This is a genomic window from Candidatus Harpocratesius sp., assembly GCF_054039255.1.
In genome coordinates, this window is sequence record NZ_JBPLBG010000073.1 from 1 (window position 1) to 13,252 (window position 13,252).

The 13,252-nt window shown below is 31.9% G+C and carries 9 protein-coding genes; 3 read left to right on the forward strand and 6 right to left on the reverse strand.

Features of this window, described 5'->3' with window-relative positions:
• Positions 1–1,004: hypothetical protein (locus ACXLDF_RS16595; protein ID WP_457559671.1), on the forward strand; the 1,004-nt coding region annotated here is incomplete at its 5' end.
• Here ACXLDF_RS16595 and ACXLDF_RS16600 read toward each other — a convergent pair.
• The 5 genes from ACXLDF_RS16600 to ACXLDF_RS16620 form a co-directional block, all read right to left on the reverse strand.
• Entirely contained in the window at positions 1,001–2,029 is a 1,029-nt protein-coding gene (locus tag ACXLDF_RS16600; protein WP_457559672.1) for a triphosphoribosyl-dephospho-CoA synthase, read from the reverse strand. The two genes, ACXLDF_RS16595 and ACXLDF_RS16600, sit on opposite strands and share 4 nt — an antisense overlap.
• Before the next feature lie 138 nt (positions 2,030–2,167).
• The gene (locus ACXLDF_RS16605; protein ID WP_457559673.1) at positions 2,168–2,467 is read right to left on the reverse strand and encodes a hypothetical protein; all 300 of its coding nucleotides are present in this window, start codon (positions 2,465–2,467) and stop codon (positions 2,168–2,170) included.
• 109 nt (positions 2,468–2,576) lie between these two features.
• Positions 2,577–4,994 carry a hypothetical protein gene (locus ACXLDF_RS16610; protein ID WP_457559674.1) on the reverse strand — a complete coding sequence of 806 codons (2,418 nt, stop codon included), beginning with the start codon at positions 4,992–4,994 and terminating at the stop codon, positions 2,577–2,579.
• A 134-nt stretch (positions 4,995–5,128) separates the two neighbouring features.
• On the reverse strand, positions 5,129–6,814 hold the full coding sequence (locus tag ACXLDF_RS16615) for a RuBisCO large subunit C-terminal-like domain-containing protein (protein WP_457559675.1): 1,686 nt from the start codon (positions 6,812–6,814) through the stop codon (positions 5,129–5,131).
• A gap of 80 nt (positions 6,815–6,894) precedes the next feature.
• Entirely contained in the window at positions 6,895–7,884 is a 990-nt protein-coding gene (locus tag ACXLDF_RS16620; protein ID WP_457559676.1) for an eIF2B alpha/beta/delta subunit family protein, read from the reverse strand.
• Positions 7,885–8,131: 247 nt separating this feature from the next.
• Between ACXLDF_RS16620 and ACXLDF_RS16625 the strand changes: the two genes are divergently transcribed.
• Positions 8,132–9,229, forward strand: a complete 1,098-nt coding sequence (locus ACXLDF_RS16625; RefSeq protein ID WP_457559677.1) for a hypothetical protein — start codon at positions 8,132–8,134, stop codon at positions 9,227–9,229.
• Positions 9,230–9,466: 237 nt separating this feature from the next.
• The gene (locus tag ACXLDF_RS16630; RefSeq protein ID WP_457559678.1) at positions 9,467–12,268 is read left to right on the forward strand and encodes a lipopolysaccharide biosynthesis protein; all 2,802 of its coding nucleotides are present in this window, start codon (positions 9,467–9,469) and stop codon (positions 12,266–12,268) included.
• A 117-nt stretch (positions 12,269–12,385) separates the two neighbouring features.
• Here the strand turns inward: ACXLDF_RS16630 and ACXLDF_RS16635 are convergent, their stop codons facing one another.
• Complete coding sequence (locus ACXLDF_RS16635) at positions 12,386–13,078, reverse strand: MBL fold metallo-hydrolase (RefSeq protein WP_457559679.1); 693 nt, start codon at positions 13,076–13,078, stop codon at positions 12,386–12,388.
• Positions 13,079–13,252: the final 174 nt, after the last annotated feature.

Genomic DNA, 13,252 nt, shown 5'->3' on the forward strand with positions numbered 1-13,252 from the left:
ATATTGATCCACTGTTAGAAGATTTAGAACAAGATTATAGTATTTTTATAAATAACAATCCTAATATCGAAATGATTGGTGGGCAGACTTTTTCAGATGAGAAATTCAGCGAAATTAAAGGAAAAATACAAATAAAGAATGATATAAATCAAGTTAAAAACAATGCTAATCAAAAAAAGAGTGAAAAGATTCAAAATAAGAAGAACATTAACCAAGAGAAAGATTATTTTATTAACCTTAAAAAATTCATATTTTTACGCATGATTGCAAGAAATTTGGCTGAATATCTACTCCCATCATTTTTAATTCCAGAAAAACGATTTAATTATCATAATCTTGACGCAAATCATCTTCCTGAAACATTTAATTATCTGATAGAAATTTGTCAGAATGATTATAACATTTCATTTTTAAATCAAATTTGGGAAAAATTAGATGGAACGTGGTCTATTCTCGAATTTAGTGAGGTATATTCAATATCAATAGATTCACTTAGAGAAATTTTCTTTTTTTTATGGAAAACTAATTTAATTTTTTTGCGAATGGAGTATTTTCCATGGGATCGCTTTAAAACAACAATAAAAGCACCTCTTTTTTTAGATGAAGGAAGTAAAGAAAATTTACTATTAATTAATAAATTTAATTCGAAAAAAATAATTCAAATTATTAAATATATTGGAGATGGATGTTCCTACACAAATTTGGTAAAGAATTTTGATATTACCAAGACAAAATTAAATTCGTACCTTTCTGAACTTCTTCAAAGACAGATAATTCAGAGAGAAGATTATAAACCTGAACTTGAAGTCATTCCTGAGGATTTAATCCCTCTATTAAGTCTACAAGGATTTCAAAAAGAGGATTTTAAATTATTAAGTGATTTAGCAAAAATTTTGAACGGAACAAGAAGTATACGATCAGCAGCATTAAGATTACAGATTGATCCTTCTCGGATTAAAGGTTTACTCGATAAATACGAATCAGCTGTAAAAATCTTAACTTAAGATGGAAGCCAACCTATCAAATGGGCAAGAAATAGTAGCACTGCAATAAAATCTGCTGTGGTTCCAGGATTTAATTTTCCATTACTAGAATTTAACCATTGAGAAAAATTTTGATATAGTATTTTTCCAGATTCTGATAAAAGACCACCTTCGTGAATAATTTCTTGAGCTCTTTTTTGGACATTCTCTGCGATAATTGAAGAATTTTTCCTCAAAATAAGAGAATCTGGATAAGTAGCTAGGAATTTAATGGATAATTGTTGAATAATAAAGGAGGTATTAAGATTAATTTCATTTTTGCACCTTCTTTTTTTTAAAGTATCATTATAAATACTATAAAAATAATTTTTTAACCAATATTGACAAATATGATAACCCGATACCCATTCTCCACTAATGAGATCATAATTCATGCTTTTTTGAAATAAATCAATCAAATGTATTTTATGTTTTTTTACATAAGCAGAGAATTCTGGGTTTAGTATATTAAATCTTTCTGGAACTTCTTTCCCTCCAGGTTTAATTAATCCTCCAGGGTTTGCATGTTTAATTGCCTCAGCAACTAAGATAGTATCTTGTTCTGTGGTCCTTAAAATTGTTTTTTTTACTTCATTCCAGAAAGAATTAAACTTAAATTTAGTTTTAGTAGGGTTTTTATGTTTCAGTCTAATAGCAGAAAGAATTAAAGGGGAAATCAGCAAAATATTTCCTAATAACAGATTTTGATGAGGCGGCGTCTTCATCATCACATCAACAATTTCCCAAATAAATCTTCCTAAATAAACTGTTGAGAGTGAAGGCAAACGGGATAAAAGATATTTAGTAATTGCATTATTGACATTTATATAATCTTGAAAAGTAATATTATTGATTGAATGCCATGGACTAATATTTCCAGGCTTATTCGTTGAAAATTCGAGTTCATTTGCATATTTCCAACTTAAAATAACTGATTGAAAGGAGTCCAAATTGAATTTTTGAGAAATTATTAAACGTTTGTTAAAAGGAAATAGCTGAAATCTCATTTTTAGACAGCATTCTCCATAAATATTAATATAAGAAAATCAAAAACTAATCTACAATTAAATATAAAAAAAGATTAATGCAAATCGAAATTCAAGATAAAAAAGATAATTGGATTTAATTTTTAAACTTATTCGCACTTAAACTCGAGAGAGAATTTTAAAACCAGATGTTTCGCCTTTTGGTAAAGCTACAATTTTAAACTCATCTTTTAACCCTGCTTGATAAATGTACTTCTTAATTCTCAGTTTTAAAACTTTTTTTGATATTGAGATTGGGACTTCAATTTTTACAAGATTACCGTCTTTTGTAATTTTACTATCAGGCACATTTTCTTCCAAGTACTGCATGATTTGTTCTATGTGTTTTTCTTTCATCGCAGAGATTTTGCTAACATCAAGATGAAAAAGATTTAACTCGACTTTTTTTTTTCTAGCCATATGAATTCACTTTAAATGAGAATAAGAGTGTTAAAGAAGGAAAAAAAAAAAGTTTTGCGGATTTATTAGTTAAAATAAGATCTTCCTATCATACTTATTCTTCAAAAAGTTATTTTTCAAGCAACTTCTTTTTGCTTGATTTTTTCTTTTCCTTTTGTGCGGGTTTCTTTTGAGAAGAAATGGAATCTTCCTTTAACTGCTTGGATTGTTTTAATTTTTCTTTCAATTCTTTTACTCTGGCTAAACGCTCTTCTTCTAATTTTATTCGAACTTGCATTTCGCGCTGTTTTTCCACTTGATTTATCTTTTCTTGTTTTAATGCAATTAGACGATCCCGTTCTTGCTGTAATTTCTCAAGATCGGATAATTCTTCAGTTTCTTTTTGAAGGTCTTTGCCGGTTTCTTTATCTGGTTTAATGCTGTTTTTATTTTCTGGTTCATTGTTAGTTTCATTTTTTGGTTTAATGCCGTTTTTATTTTCTGGTTCATTGTTAGTATCATTTTCTGGTTTATTGATGGATTCTTTATCCACCTGTTTATTAGAATAACTTTTAGATTCTACTCTAATCTGGTCTTTTTTTACTTTTTCATTGGTTTCTTTTAAAGGATCTATTAACTTGGTTTTTTCCAGTGTTGAAACAAAATTATCTTGTTCTTCTAAATTAAGATATTTTAGTTGATCAATAAGAAAATGCTTTTGGTCATCAGGAATAGGCAAATTTTGAATTGTTTTTTTTAATTCTTCTCGAGTTTCAGAATTTGGGTTATTAACTGCAGCGATTTCTTCAAGGTATTTTTTTTGTTGAGAATAATTTAGATAAATAAACGATTTGGCAATCATATTTCTGTCTTCTTCAGATATAGAAAGATTCAGCAAACCTTCTCTAACATCGGGTTCTAGTACAGTATAGACTTGACTAAAATCAAACTGAGGCTCTTCTTCTTTTGATATAACAGGTTCAGTTGAACTTGAAGGTTTAGAAGACTTAGCTGATTCAGAATTATTAGATAATTTTGATATATCTGATAATTGAGACTGCTCAGACAAATCAGACAATTTGGACAATCCAGACAACTCAGATAATTCAGATAATTCAGACAATTCTGACAACTCTGACAACTCTGACAACTCTGACGACTCTGACAAATCAGATAATTCAGATAAATCAGAGAGTTTAGATAACTTAGATGGTTCTATTGGTTTAGAACTACCAACTGAATCTGGAGATGAAGAGGATACAAATTTCGAAGGTCGAATAACTGTTTCACTTGTATTTACATCATCTATTCTTGATGATGATGCAGTTTGTTCTGAAGAATTCAAAGGTTTTCCTGTAAAAGGATCAAAACGTTTTCTATGTTTTAAAGGCTTACCTGTATATGGATCAAAGTTAGCAACTTTCTTTTTATGGGGGATTCTACTTTTTGACTGGGATAAATTCGGCTTGAATGATTGTACTTTAGTTCTCAAATGGGGAGAAGATGGAGGGATTATAGGTAAAACGGAATTATTAGAACGTAGTTGAGCTGGTTGAAATGTTTCAGGAACAGGAGGTGTAAAAATTTGAGGATTAAATATTCTGAATTCATTATTTACTACCATTTGAGGCTCAAATTTCCAATATTGCAAAAAGTGTCTATTTAAAGTTAAAGTATATTTCTTCCATTGATTTATATTCATATTTATAATTTGTTTATAATTTTGTTTGTTAGCTTTTTTGGTGGTTTGATATAATTTTTTATTTGATTTCACAATTAATTTATAAGATTTAGAATATTCTGACTTAGCACGAGAAAATTGGCGCCTATTTCTCCTTTTTAAGCGCCGATAATTACGTTTTATTTTAGCGATTTCGTTTGGATTTCTTTCAACTAGTGTTAAAAGAGAAAGTTGGTAAATGCGTTTGTTTTCTTCACGAGTTTTTCTAAATTTAGTTCTTAAATCTCGAATAATTTTTCGATATTCGAATTTCGATTGTTTTTGAGGTTGTTTATATCTTGTTTTATTTGTTTTTTTTGCATTTTTGTAATCTTTTCGAATTCGTTTTTGTAGTATCTGAAATTGACGATATTCATTTGTATTGTGAAGTTCTTTTACTTGATTTTGTGTAATTGGAGAAATTATACGATTTGCATAAGAAGGAGTAGTATTAAGTGTTGATTTTTGGGATGGAGTAGATCTATTATTTAATGATAATGATTTTGATGATAACGATTTTGATGATAAAGATTTTGATGATAAAGATTTTGAATTTATTTTCAATTTTGAAGTTGGATCTTGCTTTTTGGAGCTAAATGATGATGATGATAAAATATTTCCTGATGATGTTTGTTTTGTTGAATTAAATCGGTGTTTATAGTGTTCATATTCAAATTTATTTCCACATGAGGGGCAGTAAATAGTAATTCCTTCTGCTAAATCTTGAACCAATTCAAAATCAACTTGAGTACCACAAGTAGGGCAAAATATTGAAGGCATTTTTGATAATTTTGGTATTTTTGATATATTAGGTATTTTATGACTCATTTTTATCAAAAAATTTTTTATGTTTATTCTGATTTTATTAATGATTTTAATGGTTAATAAAGGATTTTTGGACCATTTATATTTAAAGGAAAAGAAAATTTCGAAAAAATTTTTAATTTGTCTATTAAGCTGATTTAATTGTCCCAAATTTTTTGTGCAAGTTCAGGATTCCATTTTCGTATATCAGCAGCCAGTGCATGGAACTTCTTAATCGCTTCTTTGATGTTTAAATGTGGAGGTTCTGGTTTGGAATATGCCCCATTTTTCATATATACTCGCATGTCAGGTTCAACAACCATTTTACTCTCTTCTGTCAAAGTTTTTATCCATTCTTCATACTTCTCGCGATCCCATCTTCGAAATGCTAATAATGACTCAAAATGAGAAGAAATTGTTTCAAAAATGGATTTACCCTTTAATATTGCATCACGAGCTTGAACCATAGATTTAGCGCCTCCAAATGTTCCTAAAGGATGAGAATGAGTTCCTCCTCCGGCTTGACAAATAATATCTTGATTAGGAACATCACTATTAGGATTCATTACACGTGCAACCTCCCACAAAACAGTTGCTTTTAAACCTCCAGAACAAATAGGTCGCATAGGCTTAATTTTTCCCAAGGGTCTTACACAAGCTTCCAAATTTTCCAAAACAGTATGTGAAGATGCTTCCATTTTTCCCAATGGTGCGCCAATGTGAAATTGATCAATCCCACCCAACCTTGCAATCAAAGTCCATACTTTCATTGAAACTCCATGGCGCAAATCCATGGGTTGACCGTCAACAACAATCTCAGGGAAAATTGTTTGTGCACCATGACCTGCTCGATGACCATGAAGAATCATGTGTGGAAATTTTTTCCGAATAGTTTGAACGCCAACCATCCCGGTGGCAAGAATATCAATCATGAGGCAGTTTCCGCCGAGTGATCGAATCAATTCTCCCCGTCTAATCATTTCATCCATATCACCATGAGTAATATTAGCAACGTAGACAAGATTACGTCCAGTTAGATTGGTAATTCGATGACATTCATTCAATACTAGCCGAGCGCGTTTTTCAAAGGTGCAGTAATCTTGAGAGGTAAGATTCTCATCATCTTTAACTACATCTAATCCACCTTCAAATGAACGGCGTGCAGCTTTTGCCCAATCTTCTTCACTTAAACCTGTCTTTGGTTTGACTATTGTACCTACAGTCATGCAATTTCCTAAAATTTCTTTAATTCCATCATTTCCGAGAGTTGGACCTATAAAACTATTTGCATATTTATCTGGAAAATCCAAATCTTCTAAGCGCACACCCCATGCTACACTTGTCATTCCGGTATAATTACCCATAATTACGCTTAATAATTGAGGAATATTACCAAGCTCAAAACCTTCGATGGGTAATGCAATTGCAGCCATACCAGAAAAAAAGTTTAATCCGATAATTTTTGCTTCTAGTTTTTTCATATTGGTTTTAGAATTTTCGTCCATCTCTTCTGGAAGAAGAGTTTTCAAATCAGGGTCCCATGTTCCAGTAGATTCTTCTGCAGCAATTTCTAATGCCGCACGATAAAGGCCATAACGGAGTGACCAACCTTCACGTAATTTTGGGCTTATCGAAAGATACATTATAATGTAATTTTGCCGATAGTAATTAAAATCAAATGTTGTTTTAAGATCGAGCAAATATGGTCCTAATCGCTTACGCATTTGTTCATCAATAAGTGCAGGGTCTGGCACTTTAAAACCGTAATATTCATAACGGTTGCAATCAGTAACAGGAAGAGTAATTCGTTCTGGAAAAAACTCCCAATTTTTTACTTCTAACATTTTTCTTTCTCCTATTTTGTTATCTTTATTTAATTATTATTAGTTTGTTTCAACTTTTAACAATATATCTTAATTTTTTATTATATTTTAAATTCTAACTCTTCATGCTCAATTGACTGATAAGCATTCTGTAAAAATGGATAGACATGGCGGAAATTTGAATGAACTTGTCCGCTGGGAAAAATACCCGCTTCAGTAATAACTCCTGAAATATAAAGACGGTTAACCGTTTCAAAAGCAGGATTTAGGATTTTTAGTTGGTCCGGTTTTTCATCCCAATCCTTGTAAATTTCAACCGTATCCCTCATTTCAATTTTTTCAAAATTACCAAATGCAGTTCCTGGGTTATATTTCAATAGGGGAGTCGCTACATATAGGGGAATATGTTCTTCATGGGCAACTAATGCTAATAAACGAGAGCCAATTTTATTTAAAACAGTTCCTTCACTGGTAACTGCATCAGCCCCAATTATTATTAAATCTGTTCCTAAATTTCGAGCAGCCCAACGCATTGCACTGTCAACAACTTGAATAACTTCAATTCCATGGTCCATCAGCTTTTTTGCTGTAATTCTTCCTTGATAAAATGGGCGTGTTTCAGTGGAAATCACCTTAAAATGTCGTCCTTGCTTCTTTGCTTCTACAAAAATTGCTTCTACAATGCTGCTATGACAATGAGTTTGAACAACAAATGGTTCCGAAGATTTTTCAGGAATTAATCTTGCACCATATTTGGCAATTTGGCTTTTAGATGCTTTTAAAATGCTGATATATTCATTTCCATATATTTCAACCATTTTTGCAAGATTAACCTCAATACCTTGATGCTGATCATGCTTAATTTTGCCTAAAATGAATAAAAGACCATTTCGCATGGCAGGTTCTGTGCTACGAGATCGCGCAAAAATTTGTTCTGCTGTTAAAAGATCTTTCCAAAGAGTTTCGTTTGATTCATCCTTATGTCGTTGAGCAAATGCAATGAATTCTTTAACTGCATAGATGGCAATATTGGTGGCACCTTGAATTTCTAAAGAGGTAATTTTCGAAGCAGCTGATTTTAAATGATCCATAGTTCTATCATAACTCCAAGTTTTTTTCTATACGACTAATAATTGTTATAACTGCTTCTTAAAATTCTTTGTATTTGCTTATATAACTAGAACTATAACTACAACTATAACTATAACTACAACTATAACTACAACTATAACTATAGGATGAAAGTCATCATGTGTAAATTAGTTTGCAAAAATTATTATTTATTTTTCATAACCCCAAACACCAAAAAATATCTTAAATTTTTTTCATTGATTACTTATGCAGAATGAACTTAAATTGGAACAAGTTCAAATGAATAATAAAAATAAGATAAATGCGGATAATTTGATTAATGAATCAAAATCTCGGAATTATAAAGCAGTAGCACTTATTTCTGGCGGACTTGATAGCGCTATTGCTGCAAAATTAGTAATTGACCAAGGTATTGATGTAGTTGCATTAAATTTTCATTCTCCTTTTTGTACATGTTCTTCAAATAGTAAGTACAATCAATGCGGAGCAGTGTATTTTGCTTCTAAATTAAATATTCCGATTAAAACCATTTCTAAAGGTGATGATTATCTCGAAATAATTAAAAATCCAAAATTTGGTTATGGAAAGAATATGAACCCATGCATTGATTGCAGAATTCACATTCTTAAAAAGGCGACAGAATATATGAATGAAATTGGGGCAGATTTTATTATTACTGGAGAAGTACTAGGACAACGCCCCAAGTCACAAATGCTCCATGCATTAAAAACTATCGAACAAAATGCAAATCTCAATGGAAAGATACTGCGCCCACTTTCAGCAAAATTGCTTCCACCAACAGAAATGGAAAAAAAAGGCATCATCGATCGAGAAAAATTGTTAGCAATTCATGGACGACGACGAAATATCCAAGTTGAATTAGGAAAGAATTACGAATTGATAACGCAGTACTGCGCTGGAGGCGGATGTCGATTAACAGATAAGAATTTTGCTCGAAAATTGAAGGATTATTTTGATCATACAGCAGACCCTCACATGAAAGATATGAAGTATTTGAAAATTGGACGACATTTTCGATACAATGGTGTCAAAATAATTGTTGGAAAGGATGAACAAGAAAATAAACTATTGGAACTATGGGCTAAGGAAAATGATGTAATTTTAATGGTTAAGGATGTTCAAGGTCCAACCACATTAGTGCAATCGCCAAATACTCATGATGAATTGATTTTTGCAGCACAATTAACAATTAGATATTCCGATTCCCAAAATAATGAGAATTTCATACATGTTCAAAGCAGTTCTTTAAAAAATTCTTGGGTAGATTTTTCGACATCTGTAAATCCTGAAATACAAGCAAAAATTGAGAAATATCGTGTATAGAAAACTTATTCGCACACCATGTGAAAATTTACGAGAAGATTGGATATCAGTTCATGCAGTGAAATTGCAATAAAATTTACATTTTTTTTTCGTTTTTCACTCGTGATCTCTGGATCTCTGTTATTTTTTTATACTTTCTTGACCAATGAAAATACAACTATCGAAATTAAACATTCATTTTTTAAATTTGAGGTTTCAAATTTTTTTTAAGTTGATGTTAATTTTCTGGTGAAAAGTATGAATTCAATAAAAAAAAACGTTTCTCTTTTAATCTTGATATTATTTCTTAGTTTAGGGGGGATGGGTCTTTTTCTTCCGTTTGTTACTGCACAAACCTCGAGTCCAACAGAATTACTTTATTTAGGAGAAGAAAATGAACATGTTGCCGAAGCCTTAATACTTGATTCAGATAATATGCATGTTACTGTTCAAAATCCATCGGATGTTGATCTTTCAAACCTGGATGAATATAATGTAGTTGTAATAAATGATGTACTTTTAAATGTAAGTGCACGTTCTGCATTAGTTTCATGGGGATCGCAAACAGATCATGGAATAATGGTGATTATGGGACCTCAACTATCTTCAGATTCAAGTCTTTTAGTGGATTTAGAAATCTCAACATCAAATTCATTTTCAAATAATTCAGGATATATTAATGAACCTGATGAAATAAATGATAAAAAAGGGCTTTCATTAGTTTCTGACGAATATAAAAACAGTACATTACCTTTTATCTCGTCAATTGTATGGAATACCGCTCCGGAAACCTTCTATTTTACGCTCATGACAAATCTAACCCCAGAAGTTAAAACTATCGTAAGAATGCAATGGACGGATGCACATTTTACTAAAACTAACTACCCACTAATTGCGGGAAGATCTTTGGGAAGTAATAATCATTTGAATGTGTATGTGTTTACGGGATGGTTCCAAAACGAATTCGATGATACTAATTCCAACCAACACTTCATGGTTTGGCTTTATTTCAATTATCTCATGTATTCAACAGCTCAAAGTACAGTAAATTATCCCAATATTCCACTATATGGAGATTGGTTAGGTAGTCCTGTACCACACTTCCAAGCCAGACTTATTTTAGGAATTGTAGTGTTGGTTATAGGTGTAGGTTCCATCGTGGTATATTATTATGTTAGAAAAAATAAAAAGGAGCATCGGGAAATATTTATCAGTGATGACATAATAGTTAGCAAAAAAGAGAAGGAAGAGAATGTAACAAATGAGATCTCAGCAGATGAAATCTCTGCAGATGAAATATTTGTTGATAAAAATGACAAGTGGGAAGTTGTGGGTATGCATCGACAAATTGCAGGTTTCTTTAAACTTTTCTTCGTTATGGTTTTACTTTTAATCCCGCAATTGATCGTAACATCCTTCGTTATGCCTGTATATTTAAATCCATATCCGCAATCGAGTGGATGGTATTCTTACACACTTCATTTCTTTGAAGCCATCTGGTTAGTTTTTGATATGGGTTTTAATTTCGCGATAACAAAGTTTTTTGCCCAGCACAGAATTGAAAGACCTGAAAAAGCATATCATTATGTACAACTTTTCATATGGTGGGAAATTCTTTCAGGAGTTGCACAAGTGTTTTTTGTAGCCTTCATAGGATCTTTTATTTTTCCTCACACAAACTTTTCATATTTATCTTGGATGTTCGTTGTGCATTCTCTTATTCAATTTCCAGGGATATTTTTAGTCTTTCAATATTTTTTCCAAGCATATCAACGAACAGATTTCAGCATGATTTCATTTGCCCTCCAAGTATTTGTTCTACGATTAGCACTTCAAATCGCGACTGTTCCCATTTTCAAAGCCATTTTTGCGAATAATATTATGTATGGTCCTGCATTTGGCGCAGGAATCGGTATGCTGGTTGGACAACTGCTGGGTGATTGGGTATTATTCGGAATTACCTTGAAAATGTATAAAAGTCTAAAATTACCACTACTTCCCATTTTTACAGCAGATTTCACCAAATCTGAATTTGTAGAGACATTCAAATTCGGCGGAAAAATGGTACTGGGTCAAATGTGGGTACCATTAGGTTGGCTTTTACAAGTGTTTCTAGTAGGTATTTATTTACCCAATAGTAGCGCCGAACAAGGCTATTTTGAATTAGCATATACTGTTTCTACTATTCCTCAAGCGATATCTTTATTAATGACTTCAATGTTGGGAGGTTTAACAGAAGCATATGAATACAAGAAGACTAATCTTCATAATTATACATCTTTTTCAGGAACTAAATGGGGAAGTTTGTGGACATTTTATTTAGTCTCAACATTCTTAGCAATTGGAGGACCTTTTATATTAGGTGCTAGTGGACCTAACTGGGCTCGGGCAGCATCATTAATTCCTCTTTTAATGTTGTTTCAAGCACTTGGACCCACTTCTTGGCAGGCAGATTACGAATTTGCAGCAGCTAATAAACCAATTTATGCAGGAATTGCATGGATTGTGGAGCAATTTATTCGTGCAATTCTTACATTCGTACTTTTGGCAGAGATGCATGTAATGGAAGCAGTAATCATCGCATATATAATCTCCCTTTCCATTAAAAATGTTTTAGTGTTAGTTTTGATTCGAACTAAAATTCATAAATGGGATTGGAACGTTTGGCAGGCATATATTGCCCCTCTGCTTTCTGCGGCTGTAAATTATCTCATTCTTAGAGGTGTAATCTTTTTGGTAATTGATGTAATGTTTGGTGGAGAATACAACATTATTAATGCAGTAATTTTATTTGTAATAGGAATGTTCGGTATGGAATACGTATATGCCTTTATTGACGGGTTATTTGGTGGATTCTGTGATAATACACTTAGTGAATTAGACGTTGCCACTGATATGGTTACAGGCGTAAAAGGTTTGGCTCGAGGATATTATAAAATGGTTGCTTTTGGTGCTAAACTATCACCACTTCACAATAAGTTTAAAGTAAAGGTTTACGACGACGCTTTTAGAGAAGCACAAGAGCTTACTGATATCAAAAAGAAAGTGGTTAAAAATTAAAAAACCTTCCTTCACTCAATCTATGTCTTATTTTTTTTTATTTTTCTGATCTTCTGATATTTTTTCGTTGAATTCTGCTAATAGATTGGTGGTGTCGATGAATCCAGCCATTAAAGTTTAATGCTGTCGCAAGTGAGATTCAATAAATTTTCGAACTGAGCTTTTTCCTTTAATTATACCATAATGTCCTTCACAAAGTATATCGGGCTCAAATGAAAGCAGATACTTCATTGATTTTCGCCAATCTTCGACATTTGAATTAAACTCTTCCATGAACGGTCCGTGAATGTCTTGTCCGAATAAAATAGTTCCAAATTTGGGATGAACATAAATCACACTGATAGAACCTGGTGTGTGTCCTGGAGTATGAATTAATTTTAACTCAAGCCCATTTAATCGGAGTATATATTCATCATCTTTAATTGATTGATCAACCTTTACAGGCTTATAATTTATGCCATACCAGCTGGCAGCAGTTAGTTTTTCAGTTCCTGCAACACCTTCAATTGCTGGAGTATCCCAACTGTGCGCAATAATCTCCATATTAGGAAATTGGGCCTTAAATTGATGGGCTGCACCAATATGATCAATATGACAGTGTGTTAAAATCAAGTGGGTAATTTTTGCTTTGATACCAAAGATAGTATTTATGTTTTGATAGATTTTTTTCCCCGAATCAACTCCAGCATCAATCAAGCAAACTTTACCAGGCTTATAATGAATAGCATAAACATGACAATCTCCACTTCCAGATAGTTGTTCTGAGCCAACTAGGGAAATATTGTCGGTAATTTTTTTATTTATTCCCAATAAATTCACCTAAATATGATAATTTGTGTATTTTTATAAAATAGTTAAATTGAGTGTATTTTAAGATTAATCTAATTTAAGTTTTTTGCCTTTACTCCATTATTTGACTCCCTTTTGCTCCCAATATCCCAATTTTGACCGCATCGATTTTCCCTAATGGTGATTTGAACTTTT

Coding starts and splice junctions, on each gene's coding strand:
- ACXLDF_RS16600 (WP_457559672.1), bottom strand. CDS start 2,029: ATGAGATTTCAGCTATTTCCTTTTAACAAACGTTTAATAATTTCTCAA.
- ACXLDF_RS16605 (WP_457559673.1), bottom strand. CDS start 2,467: ATGGCTAGAAAAAAAAAAGTCGAGTTAAATCTTTTTCATCTTGATGTT.
- ACXLDF_RS16615 (WP_457559675.1), bottom strand. CDS start 6,814: ATGTTAGAAGTAAAAAATTGGGAGTTTTTTCCAGAACGAATTACTCTT.
- ACXLDF_RS16625 (WP_457559677.1), top strand. CDS start 8,132: ATGCAGAATGAACTTAAATTGGAACAAGTTCAAATGAATAATAAAAAT.
- ACXLDF_RS16610 (WP_457559674.1), bottom strand. CDS start 4,994: ATGAGTCATAAAATACCTAATATATCAAAAATACCAAAATTATCAAAA.
- ACXLDF_RS16630 (WP_457559678.1), top strand. CDS start 9,467: ATGAATTCAATAAAAAAAAACGTTTCTCTTTTAATCTTGATATTATTT.
- ACXLDF_RS16620 (WP_457559676.1), bottom strand. CDS start 7,884: ATGGATCATTTAAAATCAGCTGCTTCGAAAATTACCTCTTTAGAAATT.